The 25049-nt window shown below is 65.7% G+C and carries 21 protein-coding genes and 1 pseudogene; 17 read left to right on the top strand and 5 right to left on the bottom strand.

What is annotated here, in order from left to right:
* Positions 1-71 precede the first annotated feature (71 nt).
* The 4 genes and pseudogenes from ctaD to yczE all read left to right on the top strand — a co-directional run.
* The gene (gene ctaD / locus BH93_RS16250; protein WP_032376970.1) at positions 72-1862 is read left to right on the top strand and encodes an aa3-type cytochrome oxidase subunit I; all 1791 of its coding nucleotides are present in this window, start codon (positions 72-74) and stop codon (positions 1860-1862) included.
* A 142-nt stretch (positions 1863-2004) separates the two neighbouring features.
* Positions 2005-3231: a phosphoserine phosphatase SerB gene (gene serB / locus BH93_RS16245; protein ID WP_032376971.1), complete on the top strand. Its 1227-nt coding sequence runs from the start codon at positions 2005-2007 to the stop codon at positions 3229-3231.
* Positions 3228-4064 carry a peptidyl-tRNA hydrolase gene (locus tag BH93_RS16240; protein ID WP_080739050.1) on the top strand — a complete coding sequence of 279 codons (837 nt, stop codon included), beginning with the start codon at positions 3228-3230 and terminating at the stop codon, positions 4062-4064. Before serB ends, BH93_RS16240 begins: the two co-directional genes overlap by 4 nt.
* Before the next feature lie 80 nt (positions 4065-4144).
* Positions 4145-4678 (top strand): annotated as a pseudogene (gene yczE / locus BH93_RS28370) (membrane protein YczE); the annotation flags it as partial.
* A gap of 59 nt (positions 4679-4737) precedes the next feature.
* On the opposite strand, the gene glgX reads toward yczE, so the two are convergent.
* Positions 4738-6801: a glycogen debranching protein GlgX gene (glgX, locus tag BH93_RS16230; protein WP_242459240.1), complete on the bottom strand. Its 2064-nt coding sequence runs from the start codon at positions 6799-6801 to the stop codon at positions 4738-4740.
* Positions 6802-6934: 133 nt separating this feature from the next.
* On the opposite strand from glgX, the gene BH93_RS16225 reads away from it, so the two are divergent.
* The 5 genes from BH93_RS16225 to BH93_RS16205 are packed head-to-tail and all read left to right on the top strand — an operon-like array spanning position 6935 to position 11773.
* Positions 6935-7777: an ABC transporter ATP-binding protein gene (locus BH93_RS16225; RefSeq protein ID WP_032378168.1), complete on the top strand. Its 843-nt coding sequence runs from the start codon at positions 6935-6937 to the stop codon at positions 7775-7777.
* 50 nt (positions 7778-7827) lie between these two features.
* Positions 7828-8643 (top strand): NUDIX hydrolase, encoded by an 816-nt coding sequence (locus tag BH93_RS16220; RefSeq protein WP_037174098.1) that lies wholly within the window; start codon positions 7828-7830, stop codon positions 8641-8643.
* 26 nt (positions 8644-8669) lie between these two features.
* Positions 8670-9449 (top strand): enoyl-CoA hydratase/isomerase family protein, encoded by a 780-nt coding sequence (locus tag BH93_RS16215; RefSeq protein WP_032403128.1) that lies wholly within the window; start codon positions 8670-8672, stop codon positions 9447-9449.
* Between the two features lie 58 nt (positions 9450-9507).
* A complete protein-coding gene (locus BH93_RS16210; RefSeq protein ID WP_032403129.1) occupies positions 9508-10560 on the top strand; it encodes a class I SAM-dependent methyltransferase in 1053 nt (350 codons plus the stop codon).
* Between the two features lie 40 nt (positions 10561-10600).
* Positions 10601-11773: a THUMP-like domain-containing protein gene (locus tag BH93_RS16205; protein WP_037174095.1), complete on the top strand. Its 1173-nt coding sequence runs from the start codon at positions 10601-10603 to the stop codon at positions 11771-11773.
* On the opposite strand, the gene BH93_RS16200 is transcribed toward BH93_RS16205, so the two are convergent.
* Complete coding sequence (locus tag BH93_RS16200) at positions 11761-13083, bottom strand: outer membrane protein assembly factor BamB family protein (RefSeq protein ID WP_052065120.1); 1323 nt, start codon at positions 13081-13083, stop codon at positions 11761-11763. The genes BH93_RS16205 and BH93_RS16200 overlap by 13 nt on opposite strands.
* 148 nt (positions 13084-13231) lie before the next feature.
* Between BH93_RS16200 and BH93_RS16195 the strand changes: the two genes are divergently transcribed.
* Complete coding sequence (locus BH93_RS16195; protein ID WP_037174093.1) at positions 13232-13993, top strand: acyltransferase; 762 nt, start codon at positions 13232-13234, stop codon at positions 13991-13993.
* Positions 13994-14036: 43 nt separating this feature from the next.
* On the opposite strand, the gene BH93_RS16190 is transcribed toward BH93_RS16195, so the two are convergent.
* From BH93_RS16190 to BH93_RS16180, 3 genes are read right to left on the bottom strand one after another with little or no spacing between them, the layout of a single operon-like run.
* Positions 14037-15284 (bottom strand): glycosyltransferase family 4 protein, encoded by a 1248-nt coding sequence (locus BH93_RS16190; RefSeq protein WP_037174090.1) that lies wholly within the window; start codon positions 15282-15284, stop codon positions 14037-14039.
* Entirely contained in the window at positions 15281-16813 is a 1533-nt protein-coding gene (locus tag BH93_RS16185; protein WP_037174431.1) for a 1,4-alpha-glucan branching protein domain-containing protein, read from the bottom strand. Before BH93_RS16185 ends, BH93_RS16190 begins: the two co-directional genes overlap by 4 nt.
* Before the next feature lie 23 nt (positions 16814-16836).
* Positions 16837-17625 (bottom strand): class I SAM-dependent methyltransferase, encoded by a 789-nt coding sequence (locus BH93_RS16180; RefSeq protein WP_242458991.1) that lies wholly within the window; start codon positions 17623-17625, stop codon positions 16837-16839.
* A 220-nt stretch (positions 17626-17845) separates the two neighbouring features.
* Here BH93_RS16180 and BH93_RS16175 point away from each other — a divergent pair, with 220 nt between their 5' ends.
* From BH93_RS16175 to BH93_RS16145, 7 genes are all read left to right on the top strand, one after another.
* Positions 17846-18646, top strand: coding sequence for an electron transfer flavoprotein subunit beta/FixA family protein (locus tag BH93_RS16175; RefSeq protein WP_032376980.1), 801 nt, complete (start codon positions 17846-17848; stop codon positions 18644-18646).
* A 42-nt stretch (positions 18647-18688) separates the two neighbouring features.
* Entirely contained in the window at positions 18689-19645 is a 957-nt protein-coding gene (locus BH93_RS16170) for an electron transfer flavoprotein subunit alpha/FixB family protein (protein WP_037174086.1), read from the top strand.
* A 148-nt stretch (positions 19646-19793) separates the two neighbouring features.
* Positions 19794-20612 carry a GNAT family N-acetyltransferase gene (locus BH93_RS16165; RefSeq protein ID WP_032403138.1) on the top strand — a complete coding sequence of 273 codons (819 nt, stop codon included), beginning with the start codon at positions 19794-19796 and terminating at the stop codon, positions 20610-20612.
* Positions 20609-21520 (top strand): lysophospholipid acyltransferase family protein, encoded by a 912-nt coding sequence (locus BH93_RS16160; protein WP_242458990.1) that lies wholly within the window; start codon positions 20609-20611, stop codon positions 21518-21520. Before BH93_RS16165 ends, BH93_RS16160 begins: the two co-directional genes overlap by 4 nt.
* Positions 21521-21603: 83 nt before the next feature.
* Positions 21604-22842: a cysteine desulfurase family protein gene (locus BH93_RS16155; protein WP_052065119.1), complete on the top strand. Its 1239-nt coding sequence runs from the start codon at positions 21604-21606 to the stop codon at positions 22840-22842.
* Complete coding sequence (gene mnmA, locus BH93_RS16150) at positions 22842-23930, top strand: tRNA 2-thiouridine(34) synthase MnmA (protein WP_032376985.1); 1089 nt, start codon at positions 22842-22844, stop codon at positions 23928-23930. The genes BH93_RS16155 and mnmA overlap by 1 nt, the downstream gene beginning before the upstream one ends.
* Positions 23927-24946, top strand: a complete 1020-nt coding sequence (locus BH93_RS16145) for a methionine synthase (RefSeq protein ID WP_037174081.1) — start codon at positions 23927-23929, stop codon at positions 24944-24946. The genes mnmA and BH93_RS16145 overlap by 4 nt, the downstream gene beginning before the upstream one ends.
* Positions 24947-25049 lie beyond the last annotated feature (103 nt).

Here is a 25049-nt window from a genome sequence, read left to right as displayed (position 1 = left end):
CGATTCGAGGAGCGCACGACTAGATGACGTCGCCTCGTGGTTCGGGGTCGGACGCGCAATCAGGAGGATCTGTGACTGCCCTAGCGCCTAGGCCCGCTCCCGCGGTGGATGCCGCTCGGCCGTTCCCGCCGAGGATGGGACCGAAGGGTTCGTTCCTGCACAAAGCGGTGACGACGACCGATCCCAAGGTCTTGGGGATCATGTACATCGCGACCTCGTTCGCGTTCTTCCTCGTCGGTGGACTGATGGCGCTGCTGATGCGCGCCGAGTTGGCCGTGCCGGGAATGCAGTTCCTGTCCAACGAGCAGTACAACCAGCTGTTCACCATGCACGGCACCATCATGCTGCTGCTGTACGCGACGCCCATCGTGTTCGGGTTCGCCAACTACATCCTCCCGCTGCAGATCGGTGCACCCGACGTCGCGTTCCCGCGGTTGAACGCGTTCTCGTACTGGCTGTACCTGTTCGGTGCCTTGATCACCACAGCTGGATTCATCACTCCCGGTGGCGCAGCCGACTTCGGTTGGACCGCGTACACCCCACTCACCTCGGCTCTGCACTCGCCGGGCGTCGGCGCGGACCTGTGGATCATGGGCCTGGCCGTCGCCGGTCTCGGCACCATCCTCGGTGGCGTCAACATGATCACCACGGTGATCTGCCTGCGCGCCCCCGGTATGACGATGTTCCGCATGCCGATCTTCACCTGGAACATCCTGGTGACGTCGATCCTGATCCTGCTGGCCTTCCCGCTGCTGACGGCGGCGCTGCTCGGCCTGGCGGCCGACCGCCACCTGGGCGCTCACCTGTTCGATCCGGCAACCGGAGGAGTGCTGCTGTGGCAGCACCTGTTCTGGTTCTTCGGTCACCCCGAGGTGTACATCATCGCGCTGCCGTTCTTCGGAATCGTCTCCGAGGTGTTCCCGGTCTTCTCCCGCAAGCCGATCTTCGGCTACTCGGGTCTGATCTACGCGACCATTGCCATCGCCGCCCTGTCGATTGCGGTGTGGGCGCACCACATGTACGCCACCGGCGCAGTGCTGCTTCCGTTCTTCTCGTTCATGACGTTCCTGATCGCGGTGCCCACGGGCGTGAAGATCTTCAACTGGGTCGGCACCATGTGGCGTGGCCAGGTGACGTTGGAAACACCGATGTTGTTCTCCATCGGCTTCTTGATCACGTTCGTCTTCGGCGGACTGACCGGCGTTCTGCTGGCGTCGCCGCCGATCGACTTCCAGGTCACCGACACCTACTTCGTGGTCGCGCACTTCCACTACGTCGTGTTCGGCACCGTGGTGTTCGCGACGTACGCCGGCATCTACTTCTGGTTCCCCAAGATGACGGGCCGGATGATGGACGAGGCCCTCGGCAAGTGGCACTTCTGGCTGACATTCTTCGGCTTCCACGCCACGTTCCTCGTCCAGCACTGGCTCGGAAACGAGGGAATGCCGCGTCGCTACGCCGACTACCTGCCTTCCGACGGGTTCACCGAACTGAACATCATCTCCACCATCGGTGCATTCATCCTCGGTGCCTCGACCTTGCCGTTCGTCTGGAACGTCTTCAAGTCCTACCGCTACGGCGAGGTCGTCACGGTCGACGATCCGTGGGGCTACGGCAACTCGCTGGAATGGGCTACCTCGTGCCCGCCGCCGCGGCACAACTTCACCGAGCTGCCTCGTATCCGGTCCGAGCGCCCGGCATTCGAGCTGCACTACCCGCACATGGTCGAGCGAATGCGCGCGGAAGCTCACGTGGGCCCGGGTGCGCACGGCGGTAAAACGACTGCTGTCCTCGAGCAGGCCCGCCGGGCTCCGATCGCCACCAGCGATCACGAAGGGTCCGGAGACCCCGACCCCAGGTAGTCACAGCACAGCGAGAGCCCCTCCCGGCTACCGGGTGGGGCTCTTCGCTTGCGACAATCTCGTGGCGCGTTCGGGTTCGCCCGTTCATCGCGAGGTGACAACAAGACGTATCCGGCCGCTGGCCGAGTGAAAGGGAGATCCGGTGAAGTCGAACGACACCGCAGTACTGGTGACGGTGACGGGACCCGACAAGCCGGGCGTGACCTCGGTGCTCTTCGCGGCATTGTCTCGGCACGATGTGAGCCTTCTCGACGTGGAGCAGGTGGTCATTCGCGGCAGGCTGACCCTCGGTGTTCTGTTGACCTGTCCACGCGATCCCGAAGCGCTGCAGGAGGAGCTCGAGGACGCCATGGCCACGGTCGGGGTCCATGTGGACGTCGAGATCGGTGCCGCGCAGAGTGGTGGTCGGAGTTTGGGCACCCATGTCGTCGTCGTTCTCGGGCGACCCGTGACCGCGCGAGCGTTCAGCACCATCTCGCGCGAGTTGGCCCGCCAGGGCGCGAACATCGACTCCATTCGCGGAGTTGCCGACTACCCCGTGACGGGCCTCGAACTGCAGGTGACTGCAACCGACACGTCGCCGGACGCCGATGTCGCACTCCGCACCGGTCTTGCGGCGATCGCAGCGGGAATCGGTGTGGACGTCGCAGTGGAAAGGGCCGGCATCGCGCGTCGATCGAAGCGGCTCATCGTGTTCGACGTCGACTCCACGCTGGTCCAGGGCGAGGTCATCGAGATGTTGGCTGCACGTGCCGGCCGCGAGGACGAGGTCAGAGCTGTCACCGAAGCGGCGATGCGCGGCGAGATCGACTTCACGGAGTCGCTCGAACAGCGGGTGGCCGTACTGGCCGGTCTCGATGAATCTGTGATCGACGAGGTGGGAGAGAGCCTGGAGCTGACGGCGGGGGCACGGACCACCATTCGGACTCTTCGGCGTCTCGGGTTCGCGTGTGGAGTCGTCTCCGGAGGTTTCCGGCAGGTCATCGAAGGTCTGGCACACGAGCTCGAACTGGATTACGTCAAGGCGAACACTCTCGAGATCGTCGACGGCAAACTCACCGGCCGGGTGATCGGTGAAGTGGTCGACCGAGCGGCGAAGGCGACCGCACTACGCGAATTCGCAGCTCAATCGGGAGTGCCGATGGAGCAGACGGTGGCGGTCGGCGACGGAGCCAACGACATCGACATGCTCACTGCGGCCGGCCTCGGCGTCGCCTTCAACGCCAAGCCTGCCTTGCGCGAAATTGCTGACACCGCCATTTCGCATCCGTACCTGGACGCGGTGCTGTTCATCCTCGGCGTCACTCGCAACGAGATCGAAGCTGCGGATGCTGTCGACGGGGGAGTCCGTCGCGTCCCGATCCCATGATCGGCGCGCACCCGGCCGGCAATTCCGAAGTCGGTGATCCCGAAGTCGGCAATCCCGAATTCGAGGATGCGACAGGTGAGGTGACCGGCGAGAACGATGCCGAAGAGTTCTCGGCCGAGAACTCGTTCGACTCGCGTCACGCCGAACTCGCCCGTGGGTACGGGGGAGCCGAGGATCCATCGGACCCGGCGGACGTACTGGCCATGCCGTTGGTCCTGCACATCCCGAAGACGGATCCGCCGTTGCGCAGCGAGTTGCTCGAGGCAGCCGCCCGGGCCACGGTGATGCTGTGCCTCGACCCGCGTGTGGGTTCAGGCGCCTCGTGGCACGATGCCTTCACAGAATGGACGTCGGCTCGAATTCGCAAAGTTGCCCGTCGGGCACGGGGTGCGCAATGGACTGCCGCACAGGACGTCCCGGGGGTCACGGTCGACGTGGGCGGTGCATCGGCACGGGCATTGGTTCCCGGTCGCGTCGGGGACCTCGATCCGAGGATAAAACGCCTGCAGATCGGTGGCACCGACGTTCCATCCGACGAAGCACCGCCGCCGGCGGCGGGCCCGGTGCTGTGGGTCGATGCTTCGTTGTCCATGACGGTGGGCAAGGCTGCCGCTCAGGTGGGGCATGCCTCGATGTTGCTGGCCGGAGCGATGAGCGTGGAGGAGTGCCGAGAGTGGGCGTCGGCAGGCTACCCGTGCTCGGTGCGTCCGGCCGATCCGCAGCAGTGGGCCCGTGCACTGGACGAGGTTCGGGGCGGGCGTGCCGTCGCGGTGCGGGATGCGGGTTTCACCGAAGTGGCCCCTGGCTCGACGACGGTGATCGCCGTTCGCTGAGTCGGCGTGTTTCAGTTGGGGGTCCACTGTCGTAGAACTGGCTATCCATAACGTATCCAGTACTGCCGGAGACTGGGAGCATGTTCACCTCACCACTTCGCGCAGTCGTCGGCCGTCGTCTCCCGTCCAGGTTGGCTGCCCTCTACGTCGGGCTGTGGCTGTACGGGGCGTCCATGTCGTTAATGATCGCCGGTGGTCTCGGTGTCAATCCCTGGGATGTGTTTCATCAGGGCCTCGAAAGCCACGTCTCGCTCAGCTTCGGAACCATCACCGCGATCACCGGAGTGGCCGTATTGCTGATGTGGATTCCGCTCCGGCAACGTCCGGGTCTCGGGACCGTGAGCAACGTCGTGGTGATCGCAGTGGCCGTGGATGCGACGTCGGCACTGTTGCCGCATCTCGACGGACTCGTGATTCGATCGCTGGCCATGGTGTCGGGAATCGTGGTGAACGCCTTCGCCACGGCCCTGTACATCGGTGCCGGAATGGGTCCGGGCCCACGTGACGGTTTGATGACCGGTCTGGTGGCCAGAACCGGGTGGTCGATCCGGCTCACCCGTACCGGAATCGAGTTGACCGTCGTACTCACCGGTTGGCTGCTCGGCGGCACGCTGGGTCTGGGAACGGTGCTCTACGCTCTCGGGGTCGGTCCGCTCGTGCAGCTGTTCATGACCTACCTGCCCGCGCTGCGGAACACCAGCACCGTGGAGCCGGTCACCGATATCGTCGAACCTGCCTCCAGCGCAGCCGTATTCGGCGGCACTCCGTCCGGGAGCGAGGAATCGAGTACCGGGACGAACCGGGACGTCGACCAACTCGGGCAGGCAAGGGTGATCTCAGCGGGTCCGCCCGAGTGGAGGATCAAGAGCGAACTCGCATCGTCGACCTGCCCGCCGTCCGAGTCGTAGGAGCGGACGTCGGAACCGTCGACCCACGCCGTGATCGTGCGTACCGAGTCGTCGTTCCACCGATCCGTATCGAATTCCCTACCGGCAGAGTCGAACCACACCAGGTCGGGTCGACCGGTCGGAGTGGCACGGCCGGTGAAGAATTCCTGCTGTCGCAGCGTCGGAGCGCTCGCACGGACACGGAGCAACCGACCGACGAATCGAATCATGTCCTGATCGGCGCTGTTCCAGTCGATCACCCAGGAGTCCTCGATCGGTGAATCCTGGGGAACGCAGTACGCGTTGTTGTTGCCGGACTGCGTGTGGCCCAGTTCGTCGCCGGCAAGCAGCATCGGCGTGCCGGTCGAGAGGGTCAACGTGGCCAGGAGAGCGCGCACGTGGCGACCACGCGCGTCGAGTACGGACGGATCGTCGGTCTCGCCCTCGACACCGTGGTTGACCGAGGAGTTGTTGTCGGTTCCGTCTCGGTTCTCTTCGCCGTTGGCTCCGTTGTGCTTTCGTTCGTACGACACCAGATCGCGGGCGGTGAATCCGTCGTGTGCGGTGACGAAGTTGATCGACGCCCACGGCAGTCGGCGACTACCCGCGAACAGATCCTCGGAACCGGCCAGGCGGGAGGCCAGTTCACGCACGCCGTGCTGGCCCGCCCAGAAGCCCCGAACCGTGTCGCGGTAGCGATCGTTCCATTCCGACCACGCCACTCCGAAGTTACCGACCTGGTAGCCGGCACCGGTGGCATCCCACGGCTCGGCAATCAGCTTGACCTGGGCCAGAAGGGGATCCACGGCTATCGCGGTCAGTAGCGGTGCGCGAGGATCGAATCGCCAACCACCGGGCCGGCCGAGAGTACTCGCGAGGTCGAACCGGAACCCGTCGACGCCCATCTCGTCGACCCAGTAGCGCAAGCTGTCGCACACCATGCGCACGACCGCGGGCGACGCCGAGTCGAGAGTGTTGCCGCAGCCGGTCAGGTCGACGTCCGATCCGCGTCCGTCGAGAAGGTAGTAGCCGGGAGCGTCGAGGCCGCGCCAACTGATCGACGGCCCGTCGACCGAGGATTCGCACGTGTGGTTGTAGACGACGTCGAGGATCACCTCTATCCCCGCGCCGTGCAACGCGTCGACCATGGTGCGGAACTCGTCGACCTCGTCGCCGGGAACGGCGGCGAACCGTGGATCCGGCGCGAAGTACGCCCCCGTCGAGTAACCCCAGTGGTTCCGCATTCCGCGGGCGCGCACACCGGGCTCGGTGAAGGTGGTGTGGACCGGCAGCAGTTCGACGGACGTGATGCCGATACGCGCGAGATGTTCGAGCACCGCGGGTTGGGCGAGCCCCAGGTAGGTGCCGCGAAGATGTTGGGGGACAGCAGGATTGCGGGCAGTGAACGATCCCACGTGCAGCTCGTAGAGAACGGTGCGGTCCCAGGGCACGGACGGGCGCGCCGGTCGACCGGCGCGAGCGAGAGGTGCGCGAACCACGGCGAGGGGGAGGTGCCCGAGCGAATCACGAGTGCTCGGCACCCCGAACGGATCGTCTTCGTAGGCCAACAGAGCCGACGGGTCCCCGAATTCTCCGCTGACCTGACGGGCGGAGGGGTCGAGCAGAATCTTCGCACCGTTGAATCGACGCCCCGCGTGCGGATCCCACCGGCCGTGCGCTCGGAAGCCGTATCGGTCACCGGGTCGAACGCCCGGAACGAAGCCGTGTCGAACTCCGAACGTGCTGGTCGTCAGTTCTACTCGCCGTTCGCCGCCGTCGGGATCGATCAGGCACACCTCGACGCCGTCGGCCTCGGGCGCGTGGACTGCAAATTGAGTGCCAGTCGACATCACCGTGGCACCGAGGGGGAACGGCGATCCAGGTGGATTGGAGCCAGTTTCCTGGTCCTCTGTTCGATGGGCGCTGGCGGGCAGATCGTGATTGGGCGACACGCGTGCACATCCTGCCGTGAATGCAGGGTCGATGTGCGGGAAGATAGGCGTCGTGTCTGAACCGGATCCCGACCTGCTCGTAGATTTCACCGATGTCGTCGTCCGCCGTGGTGGTGTGACCTTGGTGGGGCCCGTCACCTGGAAGGTGGAACTGGACGAACGGTGGGTCGTCCTCGGGCCGAACGGTGCCGGAAAGACGTCGTTGCTGCGCATCGCGGCCGCCGAGATCCATCCGACATCGGGTGTCGCCCACGTTCTCGGCGAGGTCATGGGCAAAGCCGACGTCTCCGAACTCCGGCCACGGATCGGGTTGTCGTCGTCCTCGCTGGCCCACCGCATTCCGGCCGACGAGCTCGTGTCCGATCTGGTGGTCTCCGCCGGATACTCCGTGCTGGGACGCTGGCGCGAGAAATACGACGCAGTCGACACCGAGCGCGCTGTGGAGATGCTGGAAAGTCTCGGTGCCGAGCATCTCGCCACACGCACCTACGGCACCCTCTCGGAAGGCGAACGCAAGCGGGTTCTGATCGCGCGTGCGTTGATGACCGACCCCGAACTGCTGCTGCTCGACGAGCCTGCGGCGGGTCTCGACCTGGGCGGTCGCGAGGAACTGGTGTCACGTCTTGCCGATATCGCCGCCGACCCGGATTCCCCTGCCACCGTGCTGATCACCCATCACGTCGAGGAAATCCCCCCGGGTTTCAGCCACGCATTGCTGCTCAAGGAAGGCGGTGTGGTGGCCCAGGGGCTGGTGGACGATGTCATCACCGCGGAGAACCTCACCGAGGCGTTCAGCCAGTCGATCGCGCTCGACCGTGTCGATGGCCGCTTCTTCGCCCGTCGCACTCGGGCTGCCGGTGCGCACCGACGCTAGCGCTGGACCACCCCGATCTCGCGGAGCTGCTCAGCGGTACGTTGCCTTTCATGAGCTCGAACAGTGCTGCCGATCACGTACCTGCGCGTGACGCCTCGACAGTCATCCTGATCCGTGACGGACGCCTCCGTTCCGAGATAGAAGTATTTCTTCTCGAACGGGTCGGCGGAATGGCGTTCGCGGGCGGAATGACGGTATTTCCCGGAGGCGGTGTCGATCCATCGGACGCCGCGGCCGACGTGGGATGGGCAGGCCCACCGCCGACGTGGTGGGCCGAACGCCTCGGAACCGACGAGGGCAAGGCGCAAGCACTGGTGTGCGCCGCGGCGCGCGAGACGTTCGAGGAGTGCGGTGTGCTCCTGGCCGGGTCGGCACCGGATTCCATCGTTGCCGACACTGCTCCGTTCGCCGCGGAGCGAGGTCGACTCGAGCGCCGCGAACTCTCGTTCGCCGAATTTCTCACCGCACACGACCTGGTGTTGCGCTCGGACCTGCTTCGGCCGTGGTCGCACTGGATCACACCGGTGGGCGAAGCGCGACGGTACGACACCCGGTTCTTCGTCGCAGTGCTCCCGGAAGGCCAGAAGGCGGACGGGGAAACCAGCGAAGCAGCATCGGTGAGTTGGCGTTCGACCGGTGATGCTTTGGCGGACTGGCGAAAGGGAAACACCATCCTGCTCCCACCGACCTGGAGCCAGTTGGACGCACTGTCTCGGTTCGACACCGTCGCCGACGTTGTCGATCACGAACGTGACATCACCCCGATCCTGCCGATTCTCACCCGTGAGGACGGCGCGGTCCGGGTGATCTTCGACGGGGACGACGCGTACTACGCCGGAACGCGACATCCCTGGGCCGATCGCTGAACTGTCGCCGGGTAGCCTTTCGGCCCATGGCTGAGTTCGTGAATCTCGAAGTATCCGACGGTATCGGCACCATCCGCCTGGACCGACCGCCGATGAATGCACTCGATCGTCAGATGCAGGAAGAGATTCGTTCGGCGGCTCGGGAAGCGACCGTGAACACCGACGTCAAGGCTGTCGTCGTCTACGGCGGCGAGAAGGTGTTCGCGGCCGGTGCGGACATCAAGGAGATGGTGGCGCTGTCGGCGGCGGAAATGGCGGAGATCGCCGGAGACCTGCAGTCCGCTCTGGGCTCGCTGAGCACCATCCCCAAGCCGGTCGTCGCTGCCGTGACCGGATACGCGCTCGGCGGTGGACTCGAGGTCGCCCTCGGTGCCGATCGTCGAATTGCCGGAGACAACGCCAAGTTCGGTGTCCCCGAAGTGCTCCTCGGTGTCATTCCCGGCGGCGGTGGCACTCAACGACTCGCGCGGTTGATCGGCCCGAGTCGAGCAAAGGACATGGTCTTCACCGGCCGCTTCGTCGGAGCGGAGGAGGCCCTGCGGATCGGTCTGGTGGACGAGGTGGTGGCCCCCGACGAGGTGTACAACGCGGCGCGGGCGTGGGCCATGCAATTCACCACGGGAGCATCGCGGGCGCTCGCCGCCGCAAAAGCGTCGATCGACCAGGGGCTCGACGTCGATCTCACCAACGGCCTTCGGATCGAGGCCCAGCAATTCGCGGCGCTGTTCGCCACCGACGATCGCACGATCGGGATGGAGTCCTTCGTGGCCGACGGCCCGGGCAAAGCGACCTTCACCGGCCGGTGACGCAATCCCCGTCGACCGACGGAGTTGTTTCACAGCTACCGGATAGTAGGCTCGCCTGATGACTGCAAGCCCCCACGACGGTGTGAATCGATCGATCTCCAGTGTGACGGCCCCGGCCGAGGCCGACGACCGGACGGTCGATCCCGCCCCGAACCCGCACGCCACTGCCGAACAGGTCGAGGCCGCGCGATCGGACACCAAACTGGCGCAGGTGTTGTACCACGACTGGGAAGCCGAGACCTACGACGACAAATGGTCGATTTCCTACGACGAGCGCTGCATCGACTACGCCCGCGGAAGGTTCGATCAGGCTGTCTCCGGGGATGCCGACGCGCAGGCCGCTCTGCCGTACGGCCGCGCCTTGGAATTGGGCTGTGGAACCGGTTTCTTCCTGCTCAATCTGATGCAGGCGGGTATTGCCGACAAGGGGTCGGTCACCGACCTGTCACCGGGAATGGTGAAGGTTGCACTGCGTAACGCCGGGCACCTCGGTCTCGACGTGGACGGCCGAGTTGCCGATGCCGAGACCATTCCGTACGACGACAACACGTTCGATCTGGTGGTCGGACACGCTGTGCTGCATCACATCCCGGATGTCGAGCAGTCCTTGCGCGAGGTGTTGCGCGTGCTCAAGCCCGGCGGGCGATTCGTCTTCGCAGGCGAACCCACCACCGTCGGCAACTTCTACGCTCGCTGGCTCGGACGCATCACCTGGGAAACGACCACTCGCGTGACGAAGCTGCCGTTCCTGGCGAGTTGGCGCAAGCCGCAGGAAGAGCTCGACGAGTCTTCGCGAGCCGCTGCGCTCGAGGCCGTCGTCGACCTCCACACATTCGATCCCACCGACCTGGAGAACATCGCGCTGTCGGCCGGTGCCGAGCGCGTGCAGGCGAACACCGAAGAGTTCGCCGCCGCCCTGCTCGGGTGGCCGGTGCGGACCTTCGAGGCTGCCGTTCCGGCGGGCAAGCTGGGCTGGAACTGGGCGAAGTTCGCCTTCGGCGGTTGGAAGACACTGAGCTGGGTCGACGAGAACGTGCTGCAGCACGTGGTGCCGCGCGGGCTGTTCTACAACGTGATGATCACCGGCACCAAACCTGCTCCTCGAGCTTGATCGGCTCGGACCGCCGCAGACTCCGAGCTCGAGTCCGCTAGTGGGCTACGAGTTCACCGGCACCGACCTCGACTTCCTACGAAGCGAGGCCGGTGCCGGAGCTCTTGCTGCGGTCGACGCTCTCGAGCTGAACGCTCGAACCTCGGTGCGCGACACAGCGTCGGTGCGCACTCGCTTCCCCGACCACGCGAGTGCCCTGATCGAAACCGTCACTGTCCGCCGCAAGGCCCGGGTGAAGTTGTTCGAGTCCGATCACTGGCTGGTGACCGACGACGCCGTCCAGCAAGCCACTCCGACACTCGTGGCGCGCAGGCGTGCCGAGCGACTGGCCGGTCGTCGAGTGCACGATGTCACGTGCTCCATCGGCAGTGAACTGGCCGTGCTGGTCGGATCGGCCGAGCTGGCGGTCGGGAGCGATCTCGACCCGATCCGGCTTCGGATGGCCGCACACAACGTGCCTGCTGCCACCCTGCTGCGGGCCGACGCACTGACACCGACGACGCGGGGGACCGTCGTCGTGGCCGATCCCGGCCGCCGAGCGGGCGGGCGGCGACGCCATGATCCGGCAGCGCTGCAACCTCCGCTACCGGAACTGTTCGACGCATATCGCGGCCGAGATCTGGTCGTCAAATGCGCGCCAGGTCTCGACTTCGACGCTGTCGATTGGCCCGGCGAGATAGAGGTGGTCTCGCTCGACGGAGGGGTGCGTGAAGCCTGCCTGTGGTCGGAAGGGCTCAGCGAGAAGGGTATTCGGCGTCGTGCGGCAGTTCTTCGCTCCGATGGCAGCGCACTGGACATCACCGATGCCGAATCCGACGACATTCCGGAACGGCCGCCAGGGCAGTACATCGTCGACCCCGACGGGGCAGTGGTCAGGGCCGGTCTGGTTCGTCACTACGGTGCCAGATTCGGTCTGTGGCAACTCGATCCGAGGATCGCATACCTGACCGGGGATACGGTACCGGCGGGGGTACGCGGCTTCCGGGTTCTGGAGCAGTCCAAGTTCTCCGAGAAAGTGCTTCGGCAGCAACTGAATCGGATGGACTGCGGCTCGGTCGAGATACTCGTGCGCGGAGTGGACGTGGATCCCGCGATACTGCGGCCCAAGCTCAAGCTTCGCGGAACCGTCGCGCTCTCGGTGGTCATCACCCGCATCGATCGGTCCGCGGTGTCCTTCGTCTGCGCGCCCGGGGCGATCGATCAGCCGGTGTAGGTGAAGATCTCACCCAGATAGCTCGCGGTGACGACCTGCCCGTCCGGCCCGATGGACGTGCCGACGGTGGCTCCGACGACGTCGGGAACAGGCTGTGAGTCCACCGTGCTGCCGGTAGCCGAATCGAACGTGAGCAGCGCCAGTCCGTCGCCGTCGCGGACGACGGTATGGCCGCGGCCGTCTGCGGATTGTGCTGCTGTTCCCGCTTGTTCGATGTCGTCGCGCACCCACACCCGCTCGACGGAATCGCCGTTGTCGCGCAATCCGACCAAGGTGCCGTCACCGCCGGCGGGGACGATGGTGCCGTCCGCGGCGATCGACGGGGACGCCCCGACTCCGAGTCCGGTGCCCTCGGTCCACCTCTGCCGCCCGTCCGCGGTGTCGAACGCGGTCAACCGGCCGTCGACGTCGGCCACGTAGACCGTCGACCCGTCCTCGGACAGCACCGGAGACGACGCGACTCCTGCGGGCAAGAGGTCCGAGGACCAGCGTTCGGTGAGTCCGGGGGAGCCATCGCGGTTGTACTGCAGTGAAACGAGTTGCGGCGCAATCGAACCCGGACGCCACAGTGTGAGATAGATCGCTCCGGTTGCGGTGTCGACCGCGGGTGCTGCTGGTACGACGCACTCCGACCCTCCCGCACTGCACTCGGCGAGCCCGGTGTCGACCGGCTGAAAATCGGAGTTCGGATCGGTGAGGAAGTTCGGCGTCGGAACGAGGTCGAGGATGGGCACTCGAAGCTGCCCGTTCTGGGTGTCCAGAACGCTGACCTGACCCATCTGGGTCACCGAGAGCACGCTCCCGTCGCCGAGGAACTGAGCCGACTTCGGTACCCCGTACACCGGTGTCCGCCAACGAAGTTGCCCGTGATCGTTGTACGAGTTCATGCCGCCGTCGTCACCGATGTACACGTTGATCGCGGAGTCGACGGTAGGCGTTGCCGTCACGACCGATGGTCCGACGCGATTGCACCAGCGCTTGCGAGCGGAGTCGATCTCGAAGGAGAAGAGGTTGCACCCGGATTCGGTGGCTGCGGTGACGAACATCTGGCCCGTCGAGCCGATGGACACCGGAGAGCTCACGGTGCCGCCGGTGGGCCGCGTCCAGTCCAACGTGAGGGGAGAGTCGACCGACACTGCGGTCGATCCACTGTTGTGCGCGTTCGCGTGGGAGGCGGGCCACGAATCGGGTGAGAGCGGTTCGATGGCAGCGGTGTCGGAACTGCAGCCGCTCAGGGTCACCAGCACAACCGCAGCGGCGAACGCAGTGACCTTTCTGCCGGTCCTGCCGTGGGCACTGACGCCGTGCATCGATCGCTCCCCATGAGGTCTTCCGTGCCCGACGCGGTGCCGGGGCGTCCTGTTCTCCTGCGCCGACTGGCAACAGTCGACAGGCAACCCTAGCCCGCCGACGGGTGCCGGCAGAGAGCGGGCGAACGAGAAACTAGGGTGAACGACCATGACGAGTATGTGGAACGCGCCGCTGCGGACACGCTGGCGCGGGTCGAGACGACGCGATACAGAGCAGGCGCGTTTCCTGACGCGTGCGTCCCTCGATTGGGTGCTCGCGAACAAGGCGTACACGCCCTGGTATCTCGTGCGGTACTACCGACTTGCGAAGTTCAAGATGGCCAACCCGCACGTGATTCTGAGGGGCATGGTATTTCTCGGCAAGAACGTCGAGATCCACTCCACCCCCGAGCTCTCGCGTCTCGAGATCGGGCGCTGGGTACACATCGGCGACGGCAATGCCATTCGATGCCACGAGGGTTCGCTGCGGATCGGTGACAAGGTGGTGTTCGGCAAGGACAACGTCGTCAACACCTACCTCGACATCGAGATCGGCGCGTCGACGCTGGTGGCCGACTGGTGCTACATCTGCGATTTCGATCATCGGATGGACGATGTGAACATGCCCATCAAGGACCAGGGAATCGTGAAGGGGCCCGTGCGAATAGGGCCGGACACCTGGATCGCGGCCAAGGTGACGATTCTGCGCGAGACCAGGATCGGACGCGGCTGCGTGCTCGGTGCCCATGCCGTGGTCAAGGGCGAGATTCCCGATTACAGCATCGCCGTCGGTGCCCCGGCCAAAGTTGTCCGCAATCGCAAGGACGCGTGGGAAGCCGGTGCCGCAGAACGCGCGAAATACATTGCGGCGCTGGAGGACATTGCACGCAAGAAGGCCCTCGGTCAGGCCGAGGCGGCGCGGGAGAGCTGACGACCAGGTGAGCGGAAAGTCGTAGTGGGTTACGAGGTTCTGCTCACGTGCGGCCGGGGAGAGCGCGTTCGACGATGTGCGGACGGCCCAGCGGATGGCGAACCTTACGCTTGGCTTCCAGGTAGACCCGGGCCGTCGCCTCGGCGACGTGTTTCCAGTCGAAGTCGACATCGAGGCGTTCTCGAGCCGCTACCGCCCGTTCCTGCGCGGCGTCGGCGTTGTCGAGCACCTTCCGCACGGCCGCGGCGAGCCCAGCGACATCCGCGGGCGCGAAGGACAGACCGGTGACACCGTCGACGATTGCTTCGCCGAGGCCGCCTGCGGTGGACGCGACCAACGGTGTGCCTGCGGCCGCGGCCTCGAGAGCGATGATGCCGAACGGTTCGTATCGGCTCGGCAGGACGATGGCGTCGGCTCCGTGCAGCCAACCGAGCAACTCGGTGTGATCCAGGTTGCCCAGGAACGACACTGCCCGGCTCACCCGGTGCGTGCGCGCCAGCCCCGCCAACCAAGCGAACTGCGTTCCCTCACCGGCGATGTGCAGAGTGGTACCCGGGTGACTCCGCCGAATACGGGGGAGGGCGGCGATTGCGTCCTGGATGCCCTTCTCGTATTCGAGCCGGCCGACGTAGAGCAGCTTCGCGGGCTCGGATCGGGGCTCGCGTCGTCGGAAGCTCCAGGTGGATCCGTCGATTCCGTTGCGAATGACCGAGACCGACGACTCGGACACACCGAACAACGTGGTCACCTCGTCTCGCATCGACGCCGAGCAGGTGATGACTGCATCCGAGTCGTTGGCCAGCCACCATTCGACGGAATGCACCTGACGGTTGACGGGACCGGAGATCCAGCCACTGTGACGTCCGGCCTCGGTGGCGTGGATGGTCGAGACCAGCGGTACGTCGTAGAACTCGGCCAGAGCGATGGCGGGGTGCGCAACGAGCCAGTCGTGGGCGTGGACGACGTCGGGCTGCCAGCCCTCGCCCAGCCCCGGCTTGCTCAGCGCGACACCGGCCCGGACCATCGCGTGACCCATCGCCAGGGTCCACGCGAGCATGTCTTCCCCGAAGACGAAGTGAGCCGGGTCCTCCGCGACGGCAACGACGAGAACGCCGTCCTCGATGTGATGCGAGGTCGGGTGCGTGGCGGCGTCGGTTCCGGTGGGTCGACGCGACAGGACGACGACCTCGTGTCCGCAGCGGACCAGTTCGGTCGCCAGGTGATGAACGTGGCGGCCGAGTCCGCCGACCACGACGGGTGGGTATTCCCACGACACCATCAGAATCTTCATCGACGTCCCCCTGCAGTTTCGGGCTCGCTGCCACGGCGCGCGCCGGGTAGGCGGCGCGCGTCCAACGCGGGGAACAATCCGTCCGCGCGGTTCCACTGCCTCGCCAGTTCGGCCGCTCGGGTTGTCGAACCGCCGATGGCCGCAGCAGCGATCTCGCGCAGAGCATGCGCGTGAACGTGCGCGCGTTCCCGCGCATAACCGGCGGCGGAGTCCTTGCTGACCATGAATGCCCAGTCGCTGGCCACTGCCATCAGTGTCTCACGCAGTATCTGATCGCTGACCCGATTGCGTAGTTCCGGCCCACCGTTGCTGCGTCGGTGCTCCCGAGCGGAATCGACGGCGTCGAGCGCGGTCCGGGAGACTTCGGAATTGAGCGCAACGAGGTCGGCGACATCGTCTCCTGCCCACACTCGCCAGTCCTTGCCCGATCCCCACGAGGAATCCTGTAGTTCGAGCGGTGCACCGACGTACCCCTGCTCGCGCGCGTCGTTCAGCGTGCCGACGGTGATTCCGGCGGCCGGGAGTGCGCGCATGAGCTTCTCCAACCACTGAGGGCCCTCGTGCCACCAGTGTCCGAACAGCTCGGTGTCGAATGCGGCCACGACCAGAGCGTCACGGCCGATCCGTTCGGATTCCGAGACGAGGCGTCGACGAACCACCTCCACGAAGTCTGCGACGTGGCGATCCACCGTGGCCGCAGCCCGTGCGGGATCGTAGGGGGCCTTGTCGTTCGAGGCGACCGTGCGGCCGGTGACTCGGGCGGGTTTGAGGCCGGTGTCGTGATCGTAGGTGTGGAAGTCGCGGTAGGAACCGTGTCCCGGATAGCCCGATTTGGGTGACCAGACGCGGTAGCTGACCGGAAGATCTCGGCCGAACGCGACGACGTCCGAATCCCACACCGGCCTGCCGAGCGAGGTGTCACCGCGCATCGCGGGGCCGTCGACCATGAAGTGCGAGACCCCGGCCGCCGCGTATTCGGCTTCCATGCCGGGTGTGAAGCCGCATTCCGGTGCCCAGATGCCCGACGGGGCGGTGCCCCAGCGTGCGCGAGCGTCCAGCAGGCCCTCTCGGAGGGAGAACTCACGCAGACGCGGATGGAGCAGTGGCTGGAACGGGTGCGCGAGCGGGCCGCCCAGCAACTCGACCGTCCCGGCGTCGAGCAGCGGCCGAAGCACTGCGGAGCCGCCATGTCGCCAGCGGGTCTCGAATCGATCGAGCGCGGCGGCGGAACCTCGGTGCTCGCGAACGGACAGATCCCGGTCGGTCGCCTCGTGGGCCCGCAGCTGCCAGTTGCCGAGCCAGTGATGCATACCCGACAGGCAGTGTGGATCGTCGAGTTGGGCGGCCAGAACCGGGGTGACACCGAGCGAGAGCACATCGGTGTGTCCGTCGTCGGCCAGTCGTTCGAGGGCCGCGGTGAGCGGCAGGTAGCAGTCGGCCCACGACTGGTACAGCCATTCCTCGCCGACGGGCCATCTGCCGTGATTGGCCAGCCAGGGGAGGTGGGAGTGCAGCACCAGGGAGAACATGCCCGGCACGGTGGTGCCGGATGTCACCCGATCACCGAACTCGAGCTCTTGTTGGCGATTGCAACCAGGTCGAGGCTCTCGTCGATGCGGTCGGCGGCGATCTCGAAGTCGTCGATCGTGATCGCCGCGACGTCCTCGGCAAGCTCGGTCGGCCACGGCTCGCCTGCCAGAGCCCGTTCGATCTGCGCGTCGATGAAGGAGCCACCGTGTTTGGCATCGAGGGCGGCCAACGTACTACCGTGTCGGACCCCGGTGAGTTGGGTTACCTCGAGGCGAGCGTCGACGAGAAGTTCGGTCAGCTCGGCGGCGTCGAGTTCGCGGGTGTGGAACGGGTTGAGCGGTGTGTCGCGGCCCGGCGAGAACGTGATCCGGTTGGGTGTGCTGATCAAGAGCGTGCCGCCGGGTTTGAGAATCCGATGCACTTCGGCGAGGAACGCGCCCTGGTCCCACAGGTGCTCGATCACTTGGAAGTTGACGACGACGTCGACGGTGGAATCCGCGAACGGAAGGCGGTCGAGGTTGCCGCGCAGCATTGTCACCCGGGGGTAACGCGCACGCACGTGCGTGGCCGCAGAGGCGTCGTAGTCGAGACCGATGACATGCGTTGCAACATCGGCAATCATGTTGGCTCCGTAGCCTTCTCCCGATCCGGCCTCGAGTACGGTGCGGTCTCGGCACCGCTCGACCAGAGCTCGGTAGACCACCTCGTGTCGGCGGAACCAGTAGTTCTCCTCGGCGATACCCGGCGCTGTTCTCTCGCCGGTGAGGGGGAGTGGTTCCGGTACCGGTGCCTGAGCCGAAGAATCGTTCACCGACGGAAGGTTAGTGGAGGCGTGGGAGAGGTAAGCCAACGTGGTCTCCGTAACAGTCGGGGCGCAGATGTATGGTCGGACGGACGAGGAGGTAAGTTACCCATGAGTAACTACGGTGAGGTAACCTCGTCCCAGGCCGTAGAACTGCACCACCAGAACTGCACGAACCGTTAGAACACTCACGATCAGCAGAACATGACCAGGAGGTCGACGCAGACCCATGACGAACATCGTTGTTTTGATCAAGCAGGTTCCAGACACGTGGTCCGAGCGCAAGCTCACCGACGGTGACTACACCCTCGATCGCGAGGCCGCCGACGCCGTCCTCGACGAGATCAACGAGCGGGCCGTCGAAGAGGCATTGCTCATCAAGGAAGCCCAGGGCGGTGAGGTCAAGGTGCTGTCCGCAGGCCCCGATCGCGCCACCGATGCGATTCGCAAGGCGCTGTCGATGGGTGCAGACAGTGCAGTGCACCTCAACGACCCGAGCCTGCACGGCTCCGACGCCATCCAGACCGGGTACGCCCTGGCTGCGGCGTTGGGCAACGTCGCATTCGAGAACGACGAGCCGGCCGATCTCATCATCGCCGGCAACGAGGCCACCGACGGACGCACCGGTGCAGTCCCCGCGATCATTGCCGAATACCTGCAGATCCCGGCACTGACGCAGCTGCGCAAGCTCACCGTCGCCGACGGCAAGGTCACCGGCGAGCGCGAGACCGACGAGGGCATCTTCGGCCTCGAAGCCACGCTGCCCGCCATCGTGAGCGTCACCGAGAAGATCAACGAGCCCCGGTTCCCGTCCTTCAAGGGCATCATGGCCGCCAAGAAGAAGACGGTGCAGACCATCACGTTGGCCGACATCGGTGTCGAGGACGGCATCGTCGGAGTCGACAATGCGGGCACGACGGTTACCTCGTCGACCCCCAAGCCTCCCAAGACTGCCGGCGAGCGGCTCACCGACGAGGGCGACGGCGGCGACAAGATCGCCACCTACCTCGTAGGCCAGAAGATCATCTGATCCCGCCCCACCGAGCAATCGAAGACAAACGAGGAGCAAGTCATGGCAGAAGTACTCGTGCTCGTGGAGCACGTCGAGGGAACACTGAAGAAGGTCAGCTCCGAGCTGATCACCGCCGCTCGCGCACTGGGTGAGCCGTCCGCGGTCGTCACCGGCCCGGTCGGCACCACCGACAAGGTCGCCGATGCGCTGGCCGAAGCCGGTGCCGAGAAGATCTACGCCGCCGAGTCCGACGACATCGACGGATTCCTGGTCACGCCGAAGGTCGACGTGCTGTCGGCACTCGCGGAGTCGGTCTCGCCTGCGGCGATCATCACCGCGGCCACGATCGAGGGCAAGGAAGTTGCGGGACGGCTCGCAGCGCGCCTGGGCTCGGGCTACCACAACGACGTCGTGTCGCTGAACGACGACGGCAGTGCCGTCTACTCGATCTTCGGCGGCGCGTTCACCGTCGAGGCCAAGGCCAACGGCGACGTTCCGGTCATCTCACTGCGTCCCGGCGCAGTCGAGGCCGAGCCGAAGGCCGGAGCAGGAACTCGCGAAACCGTCGAGGTCCCGGCGCAGGAAGACGGCACCGTCAAGGTCACCTCGCGTGACCCGATCGTGGGCGGCGACCGTCCAGAGCTCACCGAGGCGACGGTCGTCGTCTCCGGTGGACGTGGCGTCGGCAGCGCCGACAAGTTCTCGGTCGTCGAGGAGCTCGCCGATTCACTCGGTGCCGCAGTCGGTGCCTCGCGCGCCGCCGTCGACTCCGGCTACTACCCCGGCCAGTTCCAGGTGGGCCAGACGGGTAAGACCGTCTCCCCGCAGCTGTACGTTGCACTCGGCATTTCCGGAGCCATCCAGCACCGGGCCGGAATGCAGACCTCGAAGACCATCGTCGCAGTGAACAAGGACGAAGAGGCTCCCATCTTCGAGATCGCCGACTACGGCATCGTCGGGGACCTGTTCAACGTCGCGCCGCAGCTGACGGACGCAGTCAAGAAGCACAAGGGATAGCGACAGTCGCTGTTCTGCGAGAAGGCCCTCACCGCGTCGACGGTGGGGGCCTTCTCCGGTGAGTCGGGGCAACCTTGTTCATGCAAACTCTTCCGACACGTTCCCCTGTCGACGCTCGGTAGTCTTCCTGGCTCGTTAGACACACCTCATGACCACTTCCGTCATGAGCTCGACTGCATCGATCGTCCCGGCCACCGACCGCTATTCACTCGTGTTGTCCACCGACCCGGAGCACCGACTCGCGGCGCAGCGTTTGCGCTACGACGTGTTCGCGTCCGAGCCGGGATTTGCTGTTCCCACCGACCCCGACGGCCTCGACGCCGATCGGTTCGACGAATTCTGTGACCACCTCCTCGTCCGTGACCAGTGGACCGACACGTTCGTCGGCTGCTACCGCATGTTGCCGCCACCGGCTGCGGTGGCCGCAGGCGGCTACTACACGGCAACCGAATTCGATATCTCCGCGCTCGATCCCGTCGGTATGAACATCGTCGAAATGGGCAGAGCCGCAGTGCATCCCGACCATCGATCCGGATCGGTTCTCGGCCTGATGTGGGCGGGAATACTGCACTACCTCGATGTGACGGGGTACGAATGGGTGATGGGCTGCGTGTCGGTTCCCATGCAATCCGCACCGGGTGAACCTCTCGGGGCCAATGTCCGAAGCGTTCGAGATCGCTTGTTGGACAAGCATGCAACGACGCCCGATCGACGGGTCCGGCCCTACGCTCCGGTCGTCGTCGACGGAGTCGACCTGGTCGACATCGCACCTGCGAAGCGAACGTCCATGCCGCCGTTGATGAACGGATACCTCCGACTCGGGGCCTCCATCTGTGGTGAGCCTGCACACGACCCCGACTTCGGTGTGGCGGATTTCGTCGCGCTGCTCGGGCTGCACGAGGCCAACACCCGCTACCTCGATCGGTTGCGTTCGGCTGCAACGACATTCGAGTCGGGTGCCCGGTGACGCAGCCGATCGTGCACGCTCATGCGTGGATGCCGTCGTCGCCGTGCGGTGACGGTTGTCTACCGAAGAACCCGCCGACGGTGAGACGGATCGTTCTCGTCCTGCGCGTCGTGCTGGCACTGACTGCGTTCGGATTGCTGCCGGTGTTGGTCGTACTCGGCGTGCCCTTTCCTCGGGTTCGTCGTTCGCTGACGCGTCTCGGCTCTCGGATGCTGTTGCTGGCGATCGGCATCGACCTCACAGTCCTCGATGCCCGCTCGGAACGGGAACGATCTCGAACATCCGGGGGAGCTCTGCATGTCTCCGGGCACATCTCCTGGACCGATGTCGTTGTGCTCACCGCTGTCCGGCCCTCGACCTTCGTTGCGCGCGCCGACTTGGTCGACTGGCCGGTGCTCGGACGGCTGGCGCGGGCCATGAAGGTGCTCCCCATCGATCGAGCCCGCCTGCATCAGCTGCCCGGTGTCGTCGAGCAGGTGGCCGAACGAGTCCGAGCAGGTGGATCGGTCGTCGTTTTCCCCGAGGCCACCACCTGGTGTGGGCGCGCCTACGGCTCGCTGCGCCCGGCGTTGTTGCAGGCGGCCATCGATTCCGAGACCTGGGTGCAGCCGATCCGGTTGCGGTACCTCGACCGAACCGGAGAGCAGACCACGGCGACCTGCTTCGTCGGAGACGAAACCATCGGCGCCTCCATCGGCCGGATCTTCCGACTTCGAGGACTGCGGGCGGAAGTGGAGTTCACGGCACCGGAGGCACCCGGCAGCGACCGGCGCGACCTCGCTCGCCGCTGTGAGGTGGCAATTCGTCGCGACGACGTGTACGACCCCACAGTGCACCAGGTCACAGTGCGCGAGGTCGTGGCCGAAGCCGAGCGCCGCCCGAGTGCGCCGACGGTTGCGGCAGCCTGACCGAAGCGTCGACCGACGTGAGTGCGGACCCGCCTTGCGCAGGTAGGTCCGCGCTCCGGGCAGCGGGTATCGTCTAGCCTGTTATGCCTTCTGTGCGCAGTACGACTGCTACCGTCCCGTCTCGGCCACCGGTGTACCTCGATCACGCAGCAACGACCCCGATGTTGCCGAGTGCGATCGAGGCGATGAACTCTGTGTTCACCACCGTCGGAAACGCGTCCTCGCTGCACACCTCCGGCCGATCGGCCCGGCGTCGGGTGGAGGAATCTCGCGAGTCGATAGCCGCGGACCTCGGCGCGCGCCCGTCCGAGGTGATCTTCACCTCCGGTGGCACCGAAAGCGACAACCTCGCCGTGAAGGGCATCTTTGCCGCGCGCCGTGACTCCGACCCCACGTTGACCAGAATCATCGCGAGCTCGGTCGAACACCATGCCGTACTCGACGCCGTGGAATGGCTGGTCGCCCACGACGGCGCGGTTGTCACGTGGCTCCCGGTCGACACCGACGGCCGGGTGACTCCCGAGGTATTGAGAGCGGAACTGGCCCTGCACGCGGACGAGACTGCCCTCGTCACCGTGATGTGGGCGAACAACGAGATCGGTACCGTCATGCCGATCACCGAGCTGGCAGCCGTCGCCGCCGAATACGGCGTCCCGATGCACAGTGACGCGATCCAAGCTGTCCCGCATCTGCCCGTGAGTTTCGCGGACAGCGGTCTGTCTGCGCTGAGCATCGCCGCGCACAAGTTCGGTGGACCCCAGGGCGTCGGCGCACTCCTGCTCGGTCGTCAGGTTTCGTGTGTTCCGTTGTTCCACGGCGGTGGCCACGAGCGAGACGTGCGTTCGGGCACTCCGGATACCGCAGGCGTCGTCGCCATGGCAGCTGCGCTGCGGTCGACCACCCAGAATGCGTCACGGCACCGTGCCGAACTGAGTGCATTGCGTGATCGGTTGATCGCCGGAATTCGAGACACAGTTCCCGACGTCATCCTCAATGGTCCCGAGGGTGACGACCGGTTGGCAGGAAACGTTCATTTCACGTTTCCCGGCTGTGAGGGCGATTCGCTGTTGATGCTGCTCGACGCCGCAGGAATAGAATGCTCGACGGGCTCCGCTTGTACTGCGGGCGTGGCCAGTGCCAGCCACGTACTGATCGCGCTCGGCCTCGATCCTGGCGTGGCCCGTGGATCGTTGCGGTTCTCCCTGGGGACCGGATCGTCCGATGAAGACGTCACCACTGTGCTTGCGGCGCTGCCGCAGGTCGTCGAACGTGCTCGTGCCGCCGGATTGGCCGGCGTCGGAGCTCGAGGAGGAAATCGCTGATGCGTGTTCTGGCTGCTATGAGCGGAGGAGTCGACTCGGCGGTGGCCGCGGCTCGTGCCGTGGACGAAGGCCACGATGTCGTCGGCGTTCACCTGGCCCTGTCGACCGCTCCCGGTGCGCTTCGCACGGGTTCGCGCGGCTGCTGCTCGAAAGAGGACGCCGGTGACGCTCGCCGAGCCGCCGACGTACTCGGAATACCCTTCTACGTCTGGGATTTCGCCGACCGATTCAAAGAGGACGTCATCGACGACTTCGTGGCGTCGTACGCAGCGGGCGAAACTCCCAACCCCTGCCTGCGGTGCAACGAGAAGATCAAGTTCTCCGCGCTGGCGGACCGGGCTCTTGCACTGGGCTTCGACGCCGTGGCCACCGGACACTATGCCCAGCTGCACGACGGAGTGCTACGCCGGGCCGTGGACGCGGACAAGGACCAGTCCTACGTCTTGGCCGTGCTCAACCAGGGCCAACTCTCGCGTGCGATGTTCCCCATCGGCGACACTCCCAAGTCCGAGATCCGCGAGGAGGCAGCCGAGCGCGGGCTGGCCGTTGCGGACAAGCCGGACAGCCACGACATCTGCTTCATCCCCTCGGGGGACACCCGCGCCTTCCTCGGCGCACACATCGGAGTGCGCCCGGGCAAGGTCGTCGACTCCGACACCGGAGTCGAACTGGCCGACCACGACGGTGTGCACGGTTTCACCATCGGACAACGCAAGGGACTCGGAGTCGAAGGGCCTGCCGCCGACGGCCGCCCGCGCTATGTCACCTCGATCGAGCCCGACAGCGGCACCGTCATGGTCGGTTCCGCGCAGAAGCTCGATGTCTGGGCCATCAGCGGAGACCGTGCGGTGTGGACCGAAGGCGTCGCCCCGACCGGTCCCATCGAGTGCATCGTCCAGGTTCGCGCGCACGGCGGGCTGACCGACGCCGTCGCCGAGGCAGTCGGCGACGGGGTGGAGATCCAGTTGCGCGCTCCACTCACCGGAGTTGCCAAGGGGCAGGCAGCGGTGTTGTACCGCAAGGACATTCACGGAGACATCGTCATCGGCAGCTCGACCATCTCGGGCACTCGATCCGAGCGCGAGTGACCGCGAGCGATTTCGCAGGACTTGCAACCGGTATCGGTTCCTGGCCGGGTACCGACATCCGTGAGGCTGCCGCAATCGTCCTCGGTGAGTTCGACGAGTTACCGCACATCGTCGAGCTCCCGGCACGCGGACTGGGTGCGGACACGATCGGGCGCACCGGAGCCATCATGGTGGACGTCGAACTCGACGTGCGCACGTCCGGATATCGGGTCGTACCCCGTCCGATGCTTGCCGGTCGTCGGGCCGGCGATTTTCTCGCCGAGGACCTCGATGTGCTCGAGGAACTGTGGGAGGTCTCGGGGCTTCGCGGCAGCGGCCGCACGATCAAGGTTCAGGCCGCGGGACCGTTCACCATGGCAGCCAATGTCGAACTTCGGCACGGGCATCGGGCTTTGACCGACCGCGGAGCCGTCCGGCATTTCACCGAAGCCCTCGGTGAGGGGCTTCGGGTGCACTGCGCGGAGGTGGCGCGTCGGCTCGGCGTCGACGTCGTGGTCCAGCTCGACGAACCCAGTCTCGCAGCCGTTCTGGCCGGCAGCCTGACCGGGATCACCGGGCTCGATACCGTGCGTTCGGTTCCCGAACCCGATGCACTCGAACTGCTCGACTCGCTGATGGAGACCATTGCGCTCCCGGTCGTGGTGCATTGCTGCGACTCCGATGTCCCTTTCGATCTGCTTCGTCGCTCGCGAGCGGCTGCGGTTGCCGTGGACGCGACCGGACTGCGCCGCACCGACTTCGACGGGATCGGCGAGTTGCTGCAGACGGGAAAGACGCTGATGCTCGGCTTGATTCCAGCGGTGGCCCCCGAGCGGCCCACGGGTTGGCGGGAACTCGCGGAGCCGGGTGTGACCTTGATCGACCGCCTCGGGTTCGATCGTTCTGTGCTCGCATCACAGATTTCGGTGACGCCCAGTTGCGGTCTGGCCGGCAGCACGCCGGAGTGGGCCCGTCGCGCAACAGGACTCGCCCGCGATGTGGCCGCCGCATTCGCCGACTCGCCCGATTCGTTGTGAGATCGCACAGTCGCTTCGAGTGACCGGGCGCTGACTCCGCCACCTCGCGCCCCACGAGTATTGGGACGTCGAACAGGTGTGACACTATTCACATGGCCGTCGG

Source organism: Rhodococcoides fascians A25f (genome assembly GCF_000760935.2).
GTDB lineage: Bacteria > Actinomycetota > Actinomycetes > Mycobacteriales > Mycobacteriaceae > Rhodococcoides.
The sequence above is the reverse complement of the archived record's forward strand: the minus strand, read 5'-3'. Positions and strand labels throughout refer to the sequence as shown.

Excerpts from the sequence above, each read along its gene's own strand:
- BH93_RS16240 (WP_080739050.1), top strand. The coding sequence starts at position 3,228 with ATGATCGGCGCGCACCCGGCCGGCAATTCCGAAGTCGGTGATCCCGAA.
- glgX (WP_242459240.1), bottom strand. The coding sequence starts at position 6,801 with ATGTCGACTGGCACTCAATTTGCAGTCCACGCGCCCGAGGCCGACGGC.
- BH93_RS16225 (WP_032378168.1), top strand. The coding sequence starts at position 6,935 with ATGTGCGGGAAGATAGGCGTCGTGTCTGAACCGGATCCCGACCTGCTC.
- BH93_RS16220 (WP_037174098.1), top strand. The coding sequence starts at position 7,828 with ATGAGCTCGAACAGTGCTGCCGATCACGTACCTGCGCGTGACGCCTCG.
- BH93_RS16215 (WP_032403128.1), top strand. The coding sequence starts at position 8,670 with ATGGCTGAGTTCGTGAATCTCGAAGTATCCGACGGTATCGGCACCATC.
- BH93_RS16210 (WP_032403129.1), top strand. The coding sequence starts at position 9,508 with ATGACTGCAAGCCCCCACGACGGTGTGAATCGATCGATCTCCAGTGTG.
- BH93_RS16200 (WP_052065120.1), bottom strand. The coding sequence starts at position 13,083 with ATGCACGGCGTCAGTGCCCACGGCAGGACCGGCAGAAAGGTCACTGCG.
- BH93_RS16195 (WP_037174093.1), top strand. The coding sequence starts at position 13,232 with ATGACGAGTATGTGGAACGCGCCGCTGCGGACACGCTGGCGCGGGTCG.
- BH93_RS16190 (WP_037174090.1), bottom strand. The coding sequence starts at position 15,284 with ATGAAGATTCTGATGGTGTCGTGGGAATACCCACCCGTCGTGGTCGGC.
- BH93_RS16185 (WP_037174431.1), bottom strand. The coding sequence starts at position 16,813 with ATGTTCTCCCTGGTGCTGCACTCCCACCTCCCCTGGCTGGCCAATCAC.
- BH93_RS16175 (WP_032376980.1), top strand. The coding sequence starts at position 17,846 with ATGACGAACATCGTTGTTTTGATCAAGCAGGTTCCAGACACGTGGTCC.
- BH93_RS16170 (WP_037174086.1), top strand. The coding sequence starts at position 18,689 with ATGGCAGAAGTACTCGTGCTCGTGGAGCACGTCGAGGGAACACTGAAG.
- BH93_RS16165 (WP_032403138.1), top strand. The coding sequence starts at position 19,794 with ATGACCACTTCCGTCATGAGCTCGACTGCATCGATCGTCCCGGCCACC.
- BH93_RS16155 (WP_052065119.1), top strand. The coding sequence starts at position 21,604 with ATGCCTTCTGTGCGCAGTACGACTGCTACCGTCCCGTCTCGGCCACCG.
- mnmA (WP_032376985.1), top strand. The coding sequence starts at position 22,842 with ATGCGTGTTCTGGCTGCTATGAGCGGAGGAGTCGACTCGGCGGTGGCC.